Here is an 18,725-nt window from a genome sequence, read left to right as displayed (position 1 = left end):
GAGGGGCGCGCCGGCGTTTCAGGCCAGCATGTCGGCACGGATGTTCCGTGCCCACGCTTCGGCGTAGCGGCCTTCCTCTTCGCTCGCCGCCGACGACAGGCCGCCCGCGCCGGCGACGGGCAGGACGGTTCCTTGGGTGGCGTCGTAACGGTGCACGGTCGCGACGTGGATCGCGTTGCGGTCGTCGACGAAGCTGTAACAGGTGTTCAACAGCGTCGGGACGGGGTTCGGCGTACGGCCGGCGAGGAGCTCCATGATCGCGGCGGCGGCGAGCTTGGCCTGCTGGTTCGCGATGTGGCCCGACTTCGGCATGCCCGGTGCGGCGAGTACCGCGTCGCCGATGGCGTGGATGCCGGGAAGGCCGCGCACTTCCATCGTGCGCCAATCGACATCGATCCAGCGACCGTTGGTCAGGGGGATGCCTAGCGCGTCCGCGAGGCGCCCCGCGCGCATCGGGGGGACGATGTTGAGGACATCGGCGCGGATCCGGTCGAATTCGAGTTCGGCGCTCAGGGTCCGGGCGTCGACCGACAGGAGCGTGCTGTCGGGGCGATATTCGATGATGTCCTTGTATGGTCCGGCAAAGCTCGCGGCGAAGAGCGCCTTCTTGGACTGGATCTCGCTGTTGGCGTCGAGCAGGAGCAGCTTCGCGCGCGGCTTGCGGGCACGCAGATACTGTGCGACGAGGCAGGCCCGTTCGTAGGGGCCGGGCGGGCAGCGGTAGGGCGACTTCGGGACGTGCAGCGCGAACACGCCGCCTTCGGGCATTGCTTCAATCTGCCGACGCAGGAGTTCGGTCTGCGGGCCGGCCTTCCAGGCGTGGGGAATGCGCTCGAAGTTGCCGGCGAGTCCGGTAACCTCCTCGGCGAGGAAGTCCACGCCCGGAGCCAGCACGACGCGGTCGAAGCCGATAGCGCCGTTGCGTGCGAGGCGGAGTTCGCGTCGGGAGACATCCACATGGGAGACTTCGTCGAGGACGATGCGCACGCCCCAGCGTGTGCGCAGGCGTTCGTAGTCTGCGGTGAGCTCGTCGATGTTGCGCAGGCCGGCGAGGACGAGGTTGGACATCGGGCAGGAAATGAAGCGCGCTGCGCGTTCGATCAGCGTGACCTCGATCCCGCCCGCGCTCCACATGCGCAGGTACTTCGCCGTGGTTGCGCCGCCGTAGCCGCCGCCGACCACGACGACGTGCGGTGCGCCTCGGCGCGGCGGGGACGAGCACGCGCCAAGAAGGGAAGCGGCGGGTATGGTCGCCGCGAGGCCCAGTCTGCTCAGGAATCGGCGTCGGTTCATCGCTTGTCGGATGCCGGGATAGCAGGGATGGCGAGATGGTTGGCAATGAGCGCGAGCTCATGGTCGCTGTAGCCGCGCACGATCTGGTGCATGACGGTCGCGGGTGCCTCGCCGTTGCGGAAGGCCTGCAGCCGATGCAGGATCTTCGCCGCGGGCAGGCCGGCGATGCGCGGGATCGCGTTCGGCTCGGGAGTGTCGGCCGAGTGGCAGGGAGTGCAGTTGGCGGCAAGGTTGCGCGCATCGGTGGCGGCGGGGGAGGCGGCATGAGCGGTGCCGGCAAGCAGGCACAAGGCGGCGAGGGTAAACTTGCCGGTCACGGACGTTCTCCATGCGGTGGCGCGAGCGCGGACTGCGCAGTATAGCGCGCGTGTCAGGCGCCTCCGGACGACGTCCGCGGCGGTGAAAGCGAGTGGATTTTCGGGAGCAGGGATGGATAGTCGGCGCAGGGATGTGCTGAAGGCGGGCGGCGCGGTGGGGGTCTGGTCAGTGCTGGCGGCGGTCGGAATCGCAGCGCCGGCGCAGGCTTGGGATGCGAGGAACGGGGGCGTGTTCGAGGCCGCGACCCTCGACGATGCCCTGCGCGCGCTCGGCGCCCAGGATGCAGCGGAGAGCGCTGCGGTCCGCATTGCGGCGCCGGATGTGGCCGAGGACGGCCGTGCGGTGACGATTTCGGTGGCCAGCGACATTCCGCGGACGGAGCAGATCGTGATCCTGATCGAGGAGAATCCGTACAAGGTTGCGGCCAGTTTCCGCCTCTCCGGGGCGATGGCGCCGGCGATCCAGACTCGCGTCAAGATGGCGCGCTCGACGCGCGTGCATGCGCTGGTGAAGGCCGAAGGGCGCCTCTTCGTCGCACGGCGGGAGGTCACGGTGACGGTCGGGGGGTGCGGGACATGAGCGCGCCGACGCGCATCCGCGCAACGCTCAGGGACGGCGTCACGGAGTTGCGCATGCTGATGTCGCATCCGATGGAGAACGGTTTGCGCAAGGATGCCGAGGGCAAGCTCATCCCGGCGCACTTCATCACCGAGGTGGGCGTGCAGCGCAATGGCGAGATCGTGCTGGAGGCTGATTTCGGTCCTTCGGTGTCGACGAATCCCTATCTGGCCTTCAGCATCGCCGGCGGTGCGCCGGGCGACGAGATCGTCGTGAGCTGGCGCGACAACCTCGGCGGTACGCGCAGCGACACCATTCGCGTCACGTAGCTTCAGGCGGCGCTGCTGCGCTCCTGCGCCGCGTGCTGGTGGCAGAAGCGCAGCTCTTCGGGGTAAGGGAAGAAGTCCTCGACGTGACCGCTGCGGATCGACGCCTGGGTGCGCTGCCAGAAGGCCGGCGTCAGCAGGTCGCGGTGGTGTTTCAGGAAGGCCTGGCGCACGCGCGGTGCGCCTAGCAGGAAGGTCGCGAACTCCTCGGGGAAGACGTCCATCGGGCCGGCGGAGTACCACGGCTCGCTCGACATCTCCATCTCCGGATAGGGCGCCTCCGGGATATGGCGGAAGTTCATATCCGTCATGTACTCGATCTCGTCGTAGTCGTAGAACACGACCCGGCCGTAGCGCGTGACGCCGAAGTTCTTCCACAGCATGTCGCCCGGGAAGATGTTCGCCGTCGCCATCTCCCGGATCGCGTTGCCGTACTCGCGCACCGCGTCCTCGACCTGCTCGTCGCTGGAGCGCTCAAGGTAGATGTTGAGGGGGGTCATGCGGCGCTCGATGTACAGGTGCTTGATGATCACCGAATCACCTTCGATCTCGTAGGTCGTCGGCGCCAGGGTGCGCAGCTCCTCGAGCAGTTCGGGGTGGAAGCGCGCCAGCGGCAGGGCCGCGTTGGAGAACTCCAGCGTGTCGGCCATCCGGCCCACGCGGTCGACGCGCTTGACCATCAGGTACTTGCGCTTGATGGTCGCGCGGTCCGTGTTCTTCGAGGAACCGAACACGTCCTTGATGACCTTGAACACGTAGGGATACGAGGGCAGCGTGAAGACGAGCATGACCATGCCGCGGATGCCCGGCGCGATCACGAACTGGTCGTTGGAGTGGCGCAGATGGGCGATGAGGTCGCGGAAGAACATCGTCTTGCCCTGCTTGCCCAGGCCCAGCATGGTGTAGAGCTCCGAGCGGTGCTTGTTGGGCATGATCGAGCGCAGGAACTGGACGTAGCCGGACGGTACTTCCATGTCGACGAGGAAGTAGGCGCGCGACAGCGAGAACAGCACCGAGATGCGCCACGGGTCGAGCAGGATGGTGTCGATCTCGAGCCGCCCCGAGGCGTTGTGGCGCACGGCGATCGCGAAGGGATATTCCTGGTAGCCGTTGATGCCCTTGCCGATGATGTAGGCCGTCTTGTTGCGGTAGAAGGCCGAATACAGTACCTGGATCTGGCAGTTCACCTCCATGTCGGGCCATTCGCCGAGATGGCGGTGCACCGTGTGCAGGATCAGGTCGATGTCGCGGTCGAGGTCCTCGAACGGGCGCTGCCAGTCGAAGTCTTCGACGATGCGGCGCACGGTCGCGCGCAGGCCGACATCGCGCGGGTAGTAGCTGCTGTACACGGGCGGGTAGGACTCCATGTATTCGGTGGAGATGGCCGGGCGCGCGAACAGGTAGTCGTTGTTGAAGTAGGTGCGGTGAAGGATCTTGCAGCACACCGAATTGAAGAAGGTCTCGGCGAGCTCCGGCTGCTTGTGGCGAATGAGGATGCCGATGTAGTGGAGCTTGGCCTGCTGCCAGGTGTCGTCATCGACGGAATCGGCATCGAACTCCTCGTGCAGGCGGCGTACCGTCTCTTCGACGCGGTCGTCGTAGAACTGCACGCGGTCGCGCACCGCGGCGAGCTGCGCCTGCCACTCGGCCGCTTCGAAGCTCTCCTTCGCGCGCCGGGAGGTCTCGCGGAAGATGCGGTAGTGCTTGTTGAAGCCCTCGATCAGGGCTTGTGCGATCGACTGGGCAAGGACGTTTTCTCCCGTCGGAGCTTCCATGGCTACCTCGTCACGGTGATGACCGCGTGGCAACAGGACAACCGCCCTCGATTCTAGCGCGCCCGTCAATCCGCGCCATCGCCGGGCAGGAACGGCTGGTTCCGGCCCGGTGCGATGGCTCTCTGAAACATCTTTTATCTTATATAAGACCTGTTTTATCGGAATTGCGACAAACTGCTGGCGGGGCAGGTTTATAATCACCAACTGTCTTAAAAGGTCCGGGTGCGATCCCCCAGTGAAGGGGCGTACTTCGGTCGGTTCAAGGGTCGGCCTGGCTTCGCGCCATATAGAAATAATCCGGGAGAAATGCATGACAGACAAGAGTTCGACGATCATCTACACGCTCACCGACGAGGCGCCCCTGCTGGCGACCTATTCGCTGCTGCCGATCATCGAGACGTTCACGGCGCCGGCCGGTGTGACGATCCAGAAGAGCGACATCTCGGTCGCCGCCCGCGTGCTGGCTGAATTCTCGGATTGCCTGACCGACGCGCAGAAGGTTCCCGACAACCTCGCCGAACTCGGTCGCCTGACCCAGGACCCGGACACCAACATCATCAAGCTGCCGAACATCAGCGCCTCCGTCGCGCAGCTGATTGCCTGCATCAAGGAACTCCAGTCGAAGGGCTACGCGATCCCGGACTATCCGGAGAACCCGACGACCGAGGAGGAGAAGGCTCTGAAGGTCCGTTACGGCAAGTGCCTCGGTTCCGCGGTGAACCCGGTGCTGCGCGAAGGCAACTCCGATCGTCGCGCGCCTGCGGCGGTCAAGAACTACGCGAAGAAGCACCCGCACTCGATGGGCGAGTGGAAGCAGTGGTCGCAGACCCACGTCTCGCACATGGAGCACGGGGACTTCTACCACGGCGAAAAGTCGATGACGCTCGACCGCGCGCGCAACGTGAAGATGGAACTCATCACGAAGAGCGGCAAGGCCGTGGTGCTGAAGCCGAAGGTCGCGCTGCTGGACGGCGAAATCATCGATTCGATGTTCATGAGCAAGAAGGCGCTGTGCGAGTTCTACGAGCAGCAGCTCGACGACTGCCGCGAAGCTGGGATCCTGTTCTCGCTGCATGTGAAGGCGACGATGATGAAGGTCTCGCACCCGATCGTCTTCGGCCACTGCGTGAAGATCTATTACAAGGAAGCCTTCGAGAAGCACGGAAAGCTGTTCGACGAGCTGGGCATCAACGTCAATAACGGCATGGCCACGCTGTACGAGAAGATCGACACGCTGCCCGAGTCCAAGCGCGACGAGATCATCCGCGACCTGCATGCCTGCCAGGAGCATCGCCCGCGTCTGGCGATGGTCGATTCGGCCAAGGGAATCACCAACTTCCATTCGCCCAACGACATCATCGTCGACGCCTCGATGCCCGCGATGATCCGTGGCGGCGGCAAGATGTGGGGCGCCGACGGCAAGCAGTACGACTGCAAGGCGGTGATGCCGGAATCGACCTTCGCCCGCATCTATCAGGAGATGATCAACTTCTGCAAGTGGCACGGCAACTTCGACCCCGCCACGATGGGTACGGTGCCGAACGTCGGCCTGATGGCGCAGAAGGCGGAGGAGTACGGTTCGCACGACAAGACCTACGAGATCCCCGAAGCCGGTGTTGCCAACATCACCGACCTCGACACCGGTGAAGTGCTGATGTCGCAGAACGTCGAAGAGGGCGACATCTGGCGCATGTGCCAGGTGAAGGACGAACCGATCCGCGACTGGGTCAAGCTCGCGGTCACGCGCGCGCGCAACTCCGGCATGCCGGCGATCTTCTGGCTCGACCCCTACCGTCCGCACGAGAACGAACTGATCAAGAAGGTGCAGAAGTACCTGAAGGATCACGATACGAGCGGTCTGGATATCCAGATCATGTCGCAGGTGCGCGCGATGCGCTTCACCCTGGAGCGTGTGGCTCGCGGCCTCGACACCATCTCGGTGACCGGCAACATCCTGCGCGACTACCTGACCGACCTCTTCCCGATCATGGAACTGGGCACCAGCGCCAAGATGCTGTCGATCGTCCCGCTGATGGCCGGTGGCGGCATGTACGAGACCGGCGCGGGCGGTTCGGCGCCCAAGCACGTGCAGCAGCTGGTCGAGGAAAACCACCTGCGCTGGGATTCGCTGGGCGAGTTCCTCGCGCTGGCGGTGTCGCTCGAGGACATGGGTATCAAGACCGGCAACGCCAAGGCCAAGCTGCTCGCCAAGACGCTCGACGAGGCGACCGGCAAGCTGCTCGACAACGACAAGTCGCCGTCGCGCCGCACCGGCCAGATCGACAACCGCGGCAGCCACTTCTACCTCGCCATGTACTGGGCCGAGGCGCTGGCCGCGCAAAATGAGGATGCGGCGCTGAAGGCCCGCTTCGCGCCGCTGGCGAAGTCGCTGGCCGAGAACGAGCAGAAGATCGTCGCCGAACTCAGCGCGGTGCAGGGCAAGCCGGTGGATATCGGCGGCTACTACTATGCCGATCCGGCCAAGACCGAGGCGGTGATGCGTCCGAGCGCGACGCTCAACGCGGTGCTTGCTGCCGTGAATGCCTGACGTCGGCTTGCGGCGGTCACGCCCCGATCGGGCGTGGCCGGCAATGCGAAAGAACCAGCGCACTGCGCTGGTTTTTTTTCGCCTTGGTTCTCCGTGCACGCCGCGCTGCCGCTGCGGTGCATGGCCCGGATCATCCTCGCGCGGGACCGCTCCGGCATTTTTGCGCCATAATCATGCGCTGGATTGGGGCGGCAGATCCGGGTGGCAGAGCGATTCAATGCTCGGCCTGCGAGATGCCTCCCAGCTGCAAGCCAAGGGTTTTCGGCGACGAGCCGAACAGAGCGAGACACATCCACACGAAGAGGGAGTAGGCATGAGCACATCCAAGATCAAGGTTCCCGCAGGCGGCCAGAAGATCGTTCCCGGCCAGGCAGTTCCCGACCAACCGATCATCCCCTTCATCGAGGGCGACGGGATCGGCGTCGATATCACGCCGGTGATGATCAAGGTCATCGACGCGGCGGTCGCGAAGGCATACGGCGGCAAGAAAAAAATCCACTGGATGGAAGTCTACGCGGGCGAGAAATCGACCCAGCTGTACGGCCCGGACGAGTGGCTGCCGAAGGAGACTTTCGACGCGCTGAAGGAATACTCGGTCTCGATCAAGGGACCGATGACGACCCCCGTCGGCGGCGGCATTCGTTCGCTGAACGTGGCGCTGCGCCAGGAACTGGACCTGTACCAGTGCGTGCGTCCGGTGCGCTACTTCAAGGGCGTGCCCTCGCCGCTGAAGAACCCGGAGCTGACCGACATGGTTATCTACCGTGAGAACACCGAGGACATCTACGCGGGCATCGAGTGGGCGTCCGGCTCGGAGCAGGTGAAGAAGGTCATCGCCTTCCTGCAGAACGAGATGGGCGTGAAGAAGATCCGCTTCCCCGAGACCTCGGGCATCGGTATCAAGCCGGTGTCGGTGGAAGGTACGACTCGCCTCGTGCGTGCGGCGATCAGGTACGCGATCGACAACGACCGCAAGTCGGTGACCCTGGTGCACAAGGGCAACATCATGAAGTTCACGGAAGGTTTGTTCCGTGATACCGGCTACAAGGTCGCGCAGGACGAGTTCGGCGCGCAGCCGATCGACGGCGGACCGTGGTGCAAGTTCAAGAACCCGAAGACCGGCCGCGAGATCGTCATCAAGGATGCGATCGCCGACGCATTCCTGCAGCAGATCCTGCTGCGTCCGGCCGAGTACGACGTGATCGCGACCACCAACCTCAACGGCGATTACATCTCCGATGCGCTGGCAGCCCAGGTCGGCGGTATCGGCATCGCGCCGGGCGCGAACATCTCCGACCAGTACGCGTGTTTCGAGGCAACCCACGGCACTGCGCCGAAGTATGCCGGGCTCGACAAGGTCAATCCCGGCTCGCTGATCCTGTCGGCCGAGATGATGCTGCGCCACCTCGACTGGAAGGAAGCCGCAGACCTGGTCATCAAGGGCATGGAGGCGGCGATCGGCGACAAGGTCGTGACCTACGACTTCGCGCGCCTGATGGAGGGGGCGCAGGAAGTGTCCTGCTCGGCCTTCGGCGACGCGATGATCGCGCGCATGTAAGCCACCGATCTCGAGCCAGGCTCGAATATCCAACCCGACGAGAACCGCTCGCCGCAAGGCGGGCGGTTTTTTTCGTGTGCGCCCAGCATGGGCGCACTCCTGCGGGTGCAAGTCCGGCCGTAAGTTGATCCCCAAGGGACTTCCCGTCAACCTCTTCCTTGCAGATCGGACGCAGGCCGAATCCGCTGTTGATCATGCGGGGCCGCTATCGCCCTCGTGGAGGGTCCGTGCTTGGGATGCCCCGCCGCTTTCGCAAGCGGTCGAGAACGTGCAGTTCAGTTGGCCTGTGGCAGATGCAGGTCGCCGCCTTCCGGAACCATACGGCGCGCGCCGTTGAAGCGCTTGGCCCAGTAGCTCTGGCTCATCTCGTCGATGCGCACTTCGCCGCCGCTCGAAGGGGCGTGCAGGAAACGGCCGTCGCCGACGTAGATGCCGACATGCGAGAAAGCCTTGCGCATCGTGTTGAAGAACACCAGGTCGCCCGGCTTGAGCTCCTTGATGCCGACCTTGTCGCCGACTTTGGCCATGTCGCGCGCAGCGCGCGGCAGGTCGAGGCCGAGGGCGTTGCGAAAGACGTTCTGGACGAGTCCGCTGCAGTCGAGGCCGGTCTCGGGCGAGCTGCCGCCGAAGCGATAACGGATCCCGAGGTACTCCATACCCTGGTTGATGAGGTTCTGCGCCGCCGTACCGTAGCTGCCCAGCGACGAGGACTCCTCGGTGGGCCGGTCAGCGGATGCAGGTGTCTCGACTGCGCCGGCTGGGGGCGTGATCAGCAGGGTTGCTGTGGCGAAAAAAATGATCAGAAGGCTTGTCAGGCGTTGATGCATGGGTCGTGCGGGAGAATAACGATTCATCCGTGGCGCCTCAGTTGTCGACGGCTGTGTTCCAGATCCGCCAGGCTGCGTGGGGTGTTCAGACCGAGAGTGCGTGCGCGCGCCTGTGCGGCCAGCATCAGCTGTGCAATCGCCCAGGCGTCGCCCAGCGCGTGGTGGCGCTGGAAGGTCTCGATGCCGAAGGCCTTCATCCAGTCGCCAAGGCGGGCTGGTCTGTCGATGTGTTCGTCGTAGAGGGCGGGCAGGATCCAGTGCAGATCCAGCCAGGTCCAGTCCGGGGTAAGGCGGAGGTGCTCGTCTAGCGCGCGTTCGAGCAGGCTGCGGTTGAACGACGCGTTGAAGACCACGACCGGGCCCTTGCCGGCAAACGTCAGCAGGTTCGTCAGCGCGGTTGCCGCATCGGGTTCCAGCGGCGCGTAGTAGCTGTCGTGCGGCGAGAGGTGTTCGCGGTCGATCGCGATCGCGGCGACTGCGAGCAGGCGGTCCTTGTCCAGGTCCAGTCCGCTCGCCTCGGTGTTGATGACGACGTAGCGGGTCTCAAAGTGGGCAGTGCCCAAGTCCGGTGCGGCAAGCGCCTCCCAGTTCGCAATGGCGTCGCGCAGCGCGACGTCGAGCGTGGCCGTGTCCGTGCGGTTGCTGAGCAGGCGGGTGAGCCAGTTCATAGCTGGTAGTCGAGCTTCAGCCGCAGTTGCAGCTTGCGGGCCTGCCGGAAAGCTTCCTTGAGGATGCGCCGGTCGAGTTCGTTGAGTGCGTCCGGGTTGATGCGATTGTCACCCGGGGCGTCGTGTTCGGTGTCGAGGTGCTGCGAGCGCAGGCGCAGCAGCTGGATGAAGTGGAAGCCGTCGATCAGCGCGGCGATCTCCTCGGCCGGCATGCCCATGCGGGTGCCCGCCTGACGCAGGCGCTGCACGGTGCTGCTCGATGCGACGTCGGCGCGCAGCGCGAGGATGCGCGCGACGTCGACGAACAGGCGTGCCCCCGACTTCTTCAGATCGATGGTGCCGTTTTCCTCGACGACGAAATCGCGGATGCGCCCGAGTGGCGGCGCGACCTGCAGCGCATTCGACGCCATCAGGCGCAGGAAATTGGAATAGGCCTTGGCGGTGCGGTTGAGCCACGCGCGCAGCTGGTCGCCGAGGCGCTCATTGCCGCACAGCACACGGTAGTCGAAGAAGATCGTCGCATTGAGCAGGGCTTGCGGGTCCGGTTCGCGGATCCAGTCGCCGAAGCGTCCCTTCCATTCCTCGAGCGTGAGGCACAGCTCGGGGTTGCTCGCCATGATGTTCCCCTTGCACAGCGGGAAGCCGCAGGCGGCGAGGTTCTCGTTCACCTCTTTCGCGCAGGCCAGCAGGCGGTTCTTCAGCGCGTCCTGGTCCGCGCCTTCGGGGCAGACATAGATGATGCCGTTGTCCTGGTCGGAGGACAGGGTCTGCTCGTGGCGGCCTTCCGAGCCGAAGGCCAGCCAGGCGTAGTCGATGCCGTAAAGCTCGTGTCGCGCGCGCGCGAGGTCGATGATGCGGCAGGTCAGCGCATCGTTGAGCGCCGAGATGAATTGCGTCAGTTGCTCCGCCCCGATGCCCTGGGCGATGAGGTTGAGCGCGAGCTGGCGGATGTCGCGGCTGGCGCGTTGCAGGGCTTCGAGGTCGTCCGCGCCTTCGATGCTGGAGCGGACTTGGCGCAAGCCGATGCGCTGCAGCGTGAACAGGTCGCGCTCCGACACCACTCCCTTCAGCCGCCCCTCCGAATCGACCACCAGCAGATGGCGCACGCCGTGCGTTGCCATCTCGAGGGCGGCATCGTAGGCCGAATCGGACGCGGACATCACGTGCGGCGTCGCAGTCATCACGTCGCGGATCGGGCGCTGGAGGTCGATGCCCGGCAGCACGACGCGGGGCAGCAGGTCGCTCTGCGTGAGGATGCCGATCGGCTTGTGCTCGGCGTCGGCGATCACCATGCAGCCGATGCGCATCTCCGACATCTTCTCGAGCGCTGCGCGGATCGAGCTGTCGGGCGCGACGAAGATCGGCTCCTTCTTCACCAGTTGGCCGAGCGGCGTCGTCATTGTCTGCTGTTCCGCGGCACGCTGCGCGAAGGTGCTCTGCAGCTGCTGGCGCGACTGGTTGAGCAGGCTGGCGATGTACTGGGTGCAGAAGACGTGGAAGACAGGGCTCATCTGCATGAGCTTGAGGAAGTCTTCCGCCGGCAACTGGAATACGAAGCTGTCCTCGACGGCCACATAGGCGTTGGTCGAGGGGCGCTGCGCCGAGATCGCGCCGATCGGGAAGCATTCGCCCGGTCCGAGCGTCATCGCGGCGTAGTCGGTGACGCTTGTCGGGCCGAGCTGGCGGGCCTGTACCTTGCCGCGCTGCACGATGTGGAAGTGCGTCGGCTGCCCCATCTCCGGGGTCAGGATCTCGCTGCCGCGTGCGTGGAAGGCCAGGGTCGCGCGCTCGGCGAGGAATCCGAGCGCCTCCGGCTCCATCCGGTTGAACGGGGAGAAGCGCGTGAGGAAGTCCGAACTGGCTCCGACCAGCATTTCCGAGGCGGCAGCGGGCATGAGGGCTTTTGCAGGCAAAAAACCTGCGCATTATAGGACGCATCCCGGCTGGCCGGGATGATCCAGGGCAAATTCCATGCGTGGCATGTGGGTATCGACGGGGGCAGGCGGATGCCCCGCCCCGGCTGGTGTCAGAGCACTTCGGCGGCGTGGTCGGCCAGGCGCGAGCGCTCGCCGCGTTGCAGGGTGATGTGGCCGGAGTGCGGCCAGTCCTTGAAGCGGTCGACGACGAAGGTGAGGCCGGAGCTGCCTTCGGTGAGGTAGGGCGTATCGATCTGCGCGATGTTGCCGAGGCACACCACCTTGGTGCCGGGGCCGGCGCGCGTGATCAGCGTCTTCATCTGCTTGGGCGTCAGGTTCTGCGCCTCGTCGATGATCAGGAACTTGTTGATGAAGGTGCGTCCGCGCATGAAGTTCAGGCTCTTGATCTTGATGCGCGAGCGGATCAGGTCGCGCGTCGCTGCGCGGCCCCAGTCACCGCCTTCGCCCGTCGTGCCGTTGAGCACGTCGAGGTTGTCCTCGAGCGCGCCCATCCACGGCGCCATCTTCTCTTCCTCGGTGCCCGGAAGGAAGCCGATGTCCTCGCCGACCGGAACGGTCACGCGGGTCATGATGATCTCGGAGTAGCGCTTGGCTTCGAGCACCTGCGTCAGGGCGGCGGCGAGCGTCAGCAGCGTCTTGCCGGTGCCTGCCTGGCCGAGCAGGGTGACAAAGTCGATTTCCGGATTCATCAGCAGGTTCAGCGCGAAGTTCTGTTCGCGGTTGCGCGCCGTGATGCCCCACACGTTGTTCTTGTTGTGCGCGTAGTCGACCAGCGTCTCGATCAGGACGCTGCGCCCGTCCCGCCCCTTCACCCACGCCTGCAGCGGCGATTCTCCGTCCTGGAAGACGAACTCGTTGACCATCATGCTGGTCGCGAGGGGACCCTTGATGCGGTAGTAGGTCCGTCCTTCCTCCTTCCAGGACTCCATCCCCTTGCCATGGGTGTCCCAGAAGTCCGCCGGCAGTTCGCGCCAGCCGGTGTAGAGGAGGTCGGTATCCTCCAGCACCTTGTCGTTGAAGTAGTCCTGCGCGTCGAGGCCCAGCGCGCGGGCCTTGATGCGCATGTTGATGTCCTTCGACACCAGGATCACCGGCCGCTTGGGGAAGCGCTCGGCCAGATGCATCACCACGGCGAGGATCTGGTTGTCGCCCTTCGCGGTCGGCAGGGCCGCCGGCAGGGCCAGGTTGATCGCCTCCGTCTGCAGGAAGAGCTTGCCCGTCGCAAGCTCCCGCGAGGGCGCCTTGAGGTCGATGCCGTCGGCGATGTCCGCCGGGCAGGAGCTCACGATCTCGTCCATCGTGCGGCTCGCCTGGCGCGCGTTGCGGGCGACTTCGGACATGCCCTTCTTGTTGTTGTCCAGTTCCTCCAGCGTCATGATCGGCACGAACACGTCGTGCTCCTCGAAGCGGAACAGGCTGGTGGGATCGTGCATCAGCACGTTGGTGTCGAGGACGAAGAGCTTGGTGTTCCGGCTGCGGGGCGCGCGTTTGGTCATGGCGTGGTTGAAGCTCGGGTCGTCAGGTTGAACGGGGGAGTTACAGGCTGTTCACGAAATCCAGCACTTCCTGCGCATGGCCGGCCACCTTGACGCCGCGCCACTCGCGGCGCACAACGCCGTCGGCGTCGATGACGAAGGTGCTGCGCTCGATGCCGCGCACCTGTTTCCCATACATGTTTTTCATCTTGATGACGCCGAAGGCGTTGCAGGCAACTTCCTCGGGATCGGAGATCAGCTCGAAGGGAAGGCCGAGCTTGGCCTTGAAGTTCTCGTGCGACTTCAGGCTGTCGCGCGAAATGCCAAACACCTCGCAGCCGGCGGCCTGGAATGCCGTGTGGTGGTCGCGGAAGTCGGCGGTTTCGTTGGTGCAGCCGGGTGTGTTGTCCTTCGGGTAGAAGTACAGCACGAGCTTGCGCCCGCGCAGGGCCGAGAGGGTGATGCTCGCGCCGCCGGTCGCGGGCAGGGTGAAGTCGGCCGCGGAAGCCGTGTTTGTCGTGTTCATGGGGCTCTCCGTTGTCGGTTGTCGCGATCAGCGTAGCGGAGGAGCCGGGGGGATGACAACGGCTGCGTGATGCGGACGGCGCAGCCGGCGGTGTTCCGGCCGCGCCCTCGTCCTCAGGCCGGGTCGAAGAGCAGCGCCGCGACGACCGAGCGGCCCTCGGCCGCGAGGATGTTGTAGGTGCGGCAGGCCGCCGGCAAGTCCATGATCTCGAAGCCGATTCGCGCCTCGATCAGCGGGCGCAGCACCTGCGGCGCGGGGAAGCGCTGGCGGCTGCCGGTGCCGATGAGCACCACTTCGGGCCGCATCTCGCACACCACCGTGAAATCGTCGGCGCTCAGGCCTTCGAAACCGCCCGGCGCCCAGCCGGCAACGATACGGTCGGCGGCGACCAGCGTATTTCCGTCGTGCCGTTCCTTGTTGATCATGAGGTGGTCCGTGCCGTAGCCGGTCAGGACGTTGAGGTCTGCGTTCTGTTGGAGGTTCAGCTTCATGGGATTCGCTCGGTCGGCAAAATTGCCGGGGGATACAGGCTTGGATAAGATACATTCTTTTGGTTTTCCGGCCCACCGGCAGCGGCATGCCCGTGCGGTCCGGGGGCGACGGCGCGCCGGGAGTCCGGCGCGGAGTGGAACATGCGAAAGAAAGGACAGAGTGCGATGAGCGTCGAGCCGAAACTGCGGGTTGCTGTCCCGCCCGAACAAACGAAGGGGCAGGCTGAAGCCCCGCGGCTCCCGCAGGTTCGCAAGTCCGCCAAGCTCGCCAACGTCTGCTATGACATCCGTGGCCCGGTCCTCACCCGCGCCAAGCAGATGGAAGACGAGGGCCACAAGATCATCAAGCTGAACATCGGCAACCTCGCCGCGTTCGGCTTCGACGCCCCCGAAGAGATCCAGATGGACATGATCCGCAACCTGCCGAATTCGGCGGGCTACTCGGATTCCAAGGGCATCTTCGCGGCGCGCAAGGCGGTGATGCACTACACCCAGCAGAAACACATCAAGGGTGTGACGATCGAGGACATCTACATCGGCAACGGCGTGTCCGAGCTGATCGTGATGGCGATGAACGCGCTGCTCAACGTCGGCGACGAAGTGCTCGTCCCGGCGCCGGATTACCCGCTGTGGACCGCAGCAGTTAGCCTGTCGGGCGGCCGTCCCGTGCATTACCTGTGCGACGAGGCCAACGGCTGGCTGCCCGACCTCGACGACATGCGCGCGCGCATCACCCCGAACACGCGCGCCATCGTCGTCATCAACCCGAACAACCCGACCGGCGCGCTGTATCCGGACGAGATCCTGCGCGGCATCATCGATCTGGCGCGTGAATTCGGGCTGATCGTTTATGCCGACGAGGTCTACGACAAGGTTCTCTACGATGGCGTCACCCACACTTCCATGGCCGCGCTGTCGGAAGACGTGCTGACCATCGTGTTCAATGGCCTGTCGAAGAACTACCGCTCCTGCGGCTACCGCGCCGGCTGGATGGTCGTGTGCGGCGACAAGCGCCACGCCCAGGACTACATCGAGGGGCTCAACATGCTCGCCTCGATGCGCCTGTGCGCGAACGTGCCCGGGCAGTATGCGATCCAGACGGCGCTGGGCGGTTACCAGAGCATCGACGACCTCGTTGCCGAGGGCGGGCGCATGCGCCGCCAGCGCGACCTCGCCTACGAGCTGATCACCGCGATCCCCGGCGTGAGCTGCGTCAAGCCGAAGGCGACGCTGTACATGTTCCCGAAGCTCGATCCCAGGATCTACCCGATCGAGGACGACCAGGCCTTCATCGCCGAACTGCTCGAGCAGGAGCGCGTGCTGCTGGTGCAGGGCACCGGCTTCAACTGGCCGCACCCGGACCACTTCCGCCTCGTATTCCTGCCGCACGAGGACGACCTGCGCGACGCGATCGGACGGGTCGCGCGCTTCCTCGAAAGCTATCGCAAGCGTCACGGCACCTGAAGCACCCCGTTTCACCCATTTGAAGACATAACTCAACGAGTTCTTATGAAAGCGATCAATGTTGGCCTGCTGGGCATCGGTACCGTCGGTGGCGGTACCTTCACGGTTCTGAAACGCAACGAGGAGGAAATCACCCGTCGCGCCGGTCGCCCGATCCGCATTACCGCAGTGGCCGACAAGAACCTCGAACTCGCGCGCAAGGTGGCCGGTGAAGGGCCGCGCCTCACCGACGACGCCTTCTCCGTCGTCACCGACCCCGAGATCGACATCGTCGTGGAGCTGATCGGCGGCTACGGCGTCGCGAAGGAACTGGTGCTCAAGGCGATCGAGAACGGCAAGCACGTCGTCACCGCCAACAAGGCGCTGCTCGCGGTGCACGGCAACGAGATCTTCGCCGCGGCGCAGAAGAAGGGCGTGATGGTCGCCTTCGAAGCGGCGGTCGCGGGCGGCATCCCCATCATCAAGGCGCTGCGCGAAGGCCTCTCGGCCAACCGCATCCAGTGGCTCGCCGGCATCATCAACGGCACGACCAACTTCATCCTGTCCGAGATGCGCGACAAGGGCCTGCCCTTCGCCGAGGTGCTCAAGGAAGCGCAGGCGCTCGGCTACGCCGAGGCCGACCCAACCTTCGACATCGAAGGCATCGACGCCGCGCACAAGGCCACGATCATGAGCGCGATCGCGTTCGGCGTGCCCATGCAGTTCTCCGCCGCCCACGTCGAGGGCATCACCGCGCTCGACAGCGTGGATATCACCTATGCCGAACAACTGGGCTATCGCATCAAGCTGCTGGGCATCTCGCGCATGCGCCCCGAAGGCATCGAGCTGCGCGTGCATCCGACCCTGATCCCCGCCAAGCGCCTGATCGCCAACGTCGAGGGCGCGATGAACGCGGTCGTCGTGTTCGGCGATGCCGTCGGTCCGACCCTTTATTACGGCAAGGGCGCGGGCGCCGAGCCGACGGCCAGCGCCGTGATCGCCGACCTCGTCGATGTCACCCGCCTGCACACGGCCGACCCCGAGCACCGCGTGCCACACCTCGCGTTCCAGCCCGACCAGGTGCGCGACCTGAAGGTGCTGCCGATCGACGAGGTCATCACCTCCTACTACCTGCGCATGCGCGTCGAGGACAAGCCGGGCGTGCTCGCGGACATCACCCGCATCCTCGCCGACAGCGGCATCTCGATCGAGGCGATGATCCAGAAGGAAGCCCCCGAGGGCGCATCCCAGACCGACATCATCATGCTGACGCACGAGACGGTAGAGAAGAACGCCAACGCAGCGATCGCCAAGATCGAGGCGCTCCCCGTCGTGCAGGGCAGGATCACGCGCCTGCGCATGGAAAGCCTGCAGTAATCGCCCTGTGCGGACCCGTGCGCCGACCTTCCGGGGCGCGGGCATGACGGCAGGCACGGTCGCATGCGGAAACCTCTGCGGCGCCGTGCCTTTCGTCCTTTGACGAACACATCAATCCAAGGATCTGCCCGTGAAGTACCTGTCCACCCGCGGCCACGCCGCCCGTCCCGAGTTCTGCGACATCCTGCTGGGCGGCCTCGCGCCCGACGGTGGCCTGTACCTGCCCGAGACCTACCCGCAGGTGACGCGCGCCGAACTCGACGCATGGCGCGGCCTGTCCTACGCCGATCTCGCCTTCGCGATCCTGTCGAAATTCATCACCGACATCCCCGCGGGCGACCTCAAGGCGATCTGCGACAAGACCTACACCGCCGACGTCTATCGCTTCGTCCGTCCCGGTGACAGCGCGGCCGACATCACGCCCGTGCATTGGCTGGAACCGGGCCGCTTCGGCCTGCTCGAGCTGTCGAACGGCCCGACGCTGGCGTTCAAGGACATGGCGATGCAGCTCCTCGGCAACCTGTTCGAGTACGTGCTCGACAAGCGCGGCGAGACGATCAACATCCTCGGTGCGACCTCGGGCGACACCGGTTCGGCCGCCGAGTACGCGATGCGCGGCAAGCACGGCGTGACCGTGTTCATGCTGTCGCCGCACGGCAAGATGAGCGCCTTCCAGCGCGCGCAGATGTACTCGCTGCAGGACGCGAACATCTACAACATCGCCGTCACCGGCATGTTCGACGACGCCCAGGACATCGTGAAGGCCGTCTCGAACGACGCCACATTCAAGGCGAAGTACAAGATCGGTGCGGTCAATTCGATCAACTGGGCGCGTGTCGCGGCCCAGATCGTGTATTACTTCAAGGGCTATTTCGCCGCAACCAAGTCCAACGGCGAGCAGGTCGCGTTCTGCGTGCCCTCGGGCAACTTCGGCAACATCTGCGCCGGCCACATCGCACGCCAGATGGGCCTGCCGGTGGCGAAACTGATCCTCGCGACGAACGAGAACGATGTCCTCGACGAGTTCTTCCACACCGGCGTGTATCGTCCGCGCAAGGCCGCGGAGACGCACGTCACCTCCAGCCCGTCGATGGACATCTCCAAGGCGTCGAACTTCGAGCGCTTCATCTTCGATCTGGTCGGCCGCAACCCGCAGCGCGTCGCCGAGCTGTGGAAGTCGGTCGATGCCGGCGGAGCGTTCGATCTCGCTGCCAGCGGCGAGTTTGCCGACATCCTGAATTACGCCTTCATCTCCGGCCGCAGCACCCATGCCGACCGGCTTGCGACCATCAGGCAGGTGTTCGAGACCTACGGCACGATGATCGACACGCACACCGCCGACGGCGTCAAGGTCGCCTGGGACTGTGCCGACTCGGTGCCCGCGGGTGTACCCCTGCTGGTGCTCGAGACCGCCTTGCCGGTCAAGTTTGCCGAAACGATCCGCGAGGCCCTCGGGCGTGAGCCGGAGCGTCCCGCCGAGCTCGAAGGCATCGAGGCGCTGCCGCAGCGGGTCGAGGTCATGGCGCCGGACGTCGAGGCGGTCAAGCGCTTCATCGTCGAGCACCTGGAGGCCTGACGTACGCGCGGGGCCGGCTTCGTGCCGGC

The 18,725-nt window shown here is 65.1% G+C and carries 16 protein-coding genes; 7 read left to right on the top strand and 9 right to left on the bottom strand.

Features of this window, described 5'->3' with window-relative positions:
* Window positions 1-18 precede the first annotated feature (18 nt).
* Both U5817_RS18280 and U5817_RS18275 read right to left on the bottom strand, forming a co-directional pair.
* Window positions 19-1,293 carry an FCSD flavin-binding domain-containing protein gene (locus U5817_RS18280; RefSeq protein WP_407278344.1) on the bottom strand — a complete coding sequence of 425 codons (1,275 nt, stop codon included), beginning with the start codon at window positions 1,291-1,293 and terminating at the stop codon, window positions 19-21.
* Window positions 1,290-1,610: a c-type cytochrome gene (locus tag U5817_RS18275; protein WP_407278342.1), complete on the bottom strand. Its 321-nt coding sequence runs from the start codon at window positions 1,608-1,610 to the stop codon at window positions 1,290-1,292. The genes U5817_RS18280 and U5817_RS18275 overlap by 4 nt, the downstream gene beginning before the upstream one ends.
* Window positions 1,611-1,722: 112 nt before the next feature.
* Between U5817_RS18275 and soxY the strand changes: the two genes are divergently transcribed.
* Window positions 1,723-2,190 (top strand): thiosulfate oxidation carrier protein SoxY, encoded by a 468-nt coding sequence (gene soxY / locus U5817_RS18270; RefSeq protein WP_407278341.1) that lies wholly within the window; start codon window positions 1,723-1,725, stop codon window positions 2,188-2,190.
* Window positions 2,187-2,498, top strand: a complete 312-nt coding sequence (gene soxZ, locus U5817_RS18265) for a thiosulfate oxidation carrier complex protein SoxZ (RefSeq protein ID WP_169129837.1) — start codon at window positions 2,187-2,189, stop codon at window positions 2,496-2,498. Before soxY ends, soxZ begins: the two co-directional genes overlap by 4 nt.
* A 2-nt stretch (window positions 2,499-2,500) precedes the next feature.
* On the opposite strand, the gene aceK is transcribed toward soxZ, so the two are convergent.
* Entirely contained in the window at window positions 2,501-4,270 is a 1,770-nt protein-coding gene (gene aceK / locus U5817_RS18260) for a bifunctional isocitrate dehydrogenase kinase/phosphatase (protein WP_407278340.1), read from the bottom strand.
* Between the two features lie 310 nt (window positions 4,271-4,580).
* On the opposite strand from aceK, the gene U5817_RS18255 reads away from it, so the two are divergent.
* Together U5817_RS18255 and icd are read left to right on the top strand one after the other, a co-directional pair.
* Complete coding sequence (locus U5817_RS18255) at window positions 4,581-6,818, top strand: NADP-dependent isocitrate dehydrogenase (RefSeq protein WP_407278339.1); 2,238 nt, start codon at window positions 4,581-4,583, stop codon at window positions 6,816-6,818.
* A 313-nt stretch (window positions 6,819-7,131) separates the two neighbouring features.
* The gene (icd, locus tag U5817_RS18250; protein ID WP_407278338.1) at window positions 7,132-8,376 is read left to right on the top strand and encodes an NADP-dependent isocitrate dehydrogenase; all 1,245 of its coding nucleotides are present in this window, start codon (window positions 7,132-7,134) and stop codon (window positions 8,374-8,376) included.
* A gap of 275 nt (window positions 8,377-8,651) precedes the next feature.
* Here the strand turns inward: icd and U5817_RS18245 are convergent, their stop codons facing one another.
* The 6 genes from U5817_RS18245 to U5817_RS18220 form a co-directional block, all read right to left on the bottom strand.
* Window positions 8,652-9,203, bottom strand: a complete 552-nt coding sequence (locus tag U5817_RS18245; protein WP_169129827.1) for a C40 family peptidase — start codon at window positions 9,201-9,203, stop codon at window positions 8,652-8,654.
* A gap of 23 nt (window positions 9,204-9,226) precedes the next feature.
* On the bottom strand, window positions 9,227-9,871 hold the full coding sequence (locus tag U5817_RS18240; protein ID WP_169129825.1) for a PolC-type DNA polymerase III: 645 nt from the start codon (window positions 9,869-9,871) through the stop codon (window positions 9,227-9,229).
* Window positions 9,868-11,766 (bottom strand): DUF294 nucleotidyltransferase-like domain-containing protein, encoded by a 1,899-nt coding sequence (locus U5817_RS18235; RefSeq protein WP_407278337.1) that lies wholly within the window; start codon window positions 11,764-11,766, stop codon window positions 9,868-9,870. The genes U5817_RS18240 and U5817_RS18235 overlap by 4 nt, the downstream gene beginning before the upstream one ends.
* Before the next feature lie 131 nt (window positions 11,767-11,897).
* Window positions 11,898-13,304: a PhoH family protein gene (locus U5817_RS18230; RefSeq protein WP_169129815.1), complete on the bottom strand. Its 1,407-nt coding sequence runs from the start codon at window positions 13,302-13,304 to the stop codon at window positions 11,898-11,900.
* Window positions 13,305-13,344: 40 nt separating this feature from the next.
* Window positions 13,345-13,809, bottom strand: a complete 465-nt coding sequence (locus tag U5817_RS18225) for a peroxiredoxin (RefSeq protein ID WP_169129814.1) — start codon at window positions 13,807-13,809, stop codon at window positions 13,345-13,347.
* Between the two features lie 113 nt (window positions 13,810-13,922).
* Window positions 13,923-14,300 (bottom strand): Mth938-like domain-containing protein, encoded by a 378-nt coding sequence (locus tag U5817_RS18220; protein ID WP_407278336.1) that lies wholly within the window; start codon window positions 14,298-14,300, stop codon window positions 13,923-13,925.
* A 165-nt stretch (window positions 14,301-14,465) separates the two neighbouring features.
* On the opposite strand from U5817_RS18220, the gene U5817_RS18215 reads away from it, so the two are divergent.
* The 3 genes from U5817_RS18215 (at window position 14,466) to thrC (ending at window position 18,696) form a co-directional block, all read left to right on the top strand.
* The gene (locus tag U5817_RS18215) at window positions 14,466-15,764 is read left to right on the top strand and encodes a pyridoxal phosphate-dependent aminotransferase (protein ID WP_246262324.1); all 1,299 of its coding nucleotides are present in this window, start codon (window positions 14,466-14,468) and stop codon (window positions 15,762-15,764) included.
* 45 nt (window positions 15,765-15,809) lie between these two features.
* Complete coding sequence (locus tag U5817_RS18210; RefSeq protein ID WP_169129812.1) at window positions 15,810-17,120, top strand: homoserine dehydrogenase; 1,311 nt, start codon at window positions 15,810-15,812, stop codon at window positions 17,118-17,120.
* 130 nt (window positions 17,121-17,250) lie between these two features.
* Window positions 17,251-18,696 (top strand): threonine synthase, encoded by a 1,446-nt coding sequence (gene thrC, locus U5817_RS18205; protein WP_407278335.1) that lies wholly within the window; start codon window positions 17,251-17,253, stop codon window positions 18,694-18,696.
* The last annotated feature ends 29 nt before the right edge of the window (window positions 18,697-18,725 follow it).

This window comes from Aromatoleum evansii, assembly GCF_045689615.1.
GTDB classification, from domain to species: Bacteria; Pseudomonadota; Gammaproteobacteria; order Burkholderiales; family Rhodocyclaceae; genus Aromatoleum; species Aromatoleum evansii.
The sequence above is the reverse complement of the archived record's forward strand: the minus strand, read 5'-3'. Positions and strand labels throughout refer to the sequence as shown.

Coding starts and splice junctions, on each gene's coding strand:
- U5817_RS18280 (WP_407278344.1), bottom strand. CDS start 1,293: ATGAACCGACGCCGATTCCTGAGCAGACTGGGCCTCGCGGCGACCATA.
- soxY (WP_407278341.1), top strand. CDS start 1,723: ATGGATAGTCGGCGCAGGGATGTGCTGAAGGCGGGCGGCGCGGTGGGG.
- soxZ (WP_169129837.1), top strand. CDS start 2,187: ATGAGCGCGCCGACGCGCATCCGCGCAACGCTCAGGGACGGCGTCACG.
- aceK (WP_407278340.1), bottom strand. CDS start 4,270: ATGGAAGCTCCGACGGGAGAAAACGTCCTTGCCCAGTCGATCGCACAA.
- U5817_RS18255 (WP_407278339.1), top strand. CDS start 4,581: ATGACAGACAAGAGTTCGACGATCATCTACACGCTCACCGACGAGGCG.
- icd (WP_407278338.1), top strand. CDS start 7,132: ATGAGCACATCCAAGATCAAGGTTCCCGCAGGCGGCCAGAAGATCGTT.
- U5817_RS18245 (WP_169129827.1), bottom strand. CDS start 9,203: ATGCATCAACGCCTGACAAGCCTTCTGATCATTTTTTTCGCCACAGCA.
- U5817_RS18240 (WP_169129825.1), bottom strand. CDS start 9,871: ATGAACTGGCTCACCCGCCTGCTCAGCAACCGCACGGACACGGCCACG.
- U5817_RS18235 (WP_407278337.1), bottom strand. CDS start 11,766: ATGCCCGCTGCCGCCTCGGAAATGCTGGTCGGAGCCAGTTCGGACTTC.
- U5817_RS18230 (WP_169129815.1), bottom strand. CDS start 13,304: ATGACCAAACGCGCGCCCCGCAGCCGGAACACCAAGCTCTTCGTCCTC.
- U5817_RS18225 (WP_169129814.1), bottom strand. CDS start 13,809: ATGAACACGACAAACACGGCTTCCGCGGCCGACTTCACCCTGCCCGCG.
- U5817_RS18220 (WP_407278336.1), bottom strand. CDS start 14,300: ATGAAGCTGAACCTCCAACAGAACGCAGACCTCAACGTCCTGACCGGC.
- U5817_RS18215 (WP_246262324.1), top strand. CDS start 14,466: ATGAGCGTCGAGCCGAAACTGCGGGTTGCTGTCCCGCCCGAACAAACG.
- U5817_RS18210 (WP_169129812.1), top strand. CDS start 15,810: ATGAAAGCGATCAATGTTGGCCTGCTGGGCATCGGTACCGTCGGTGGC.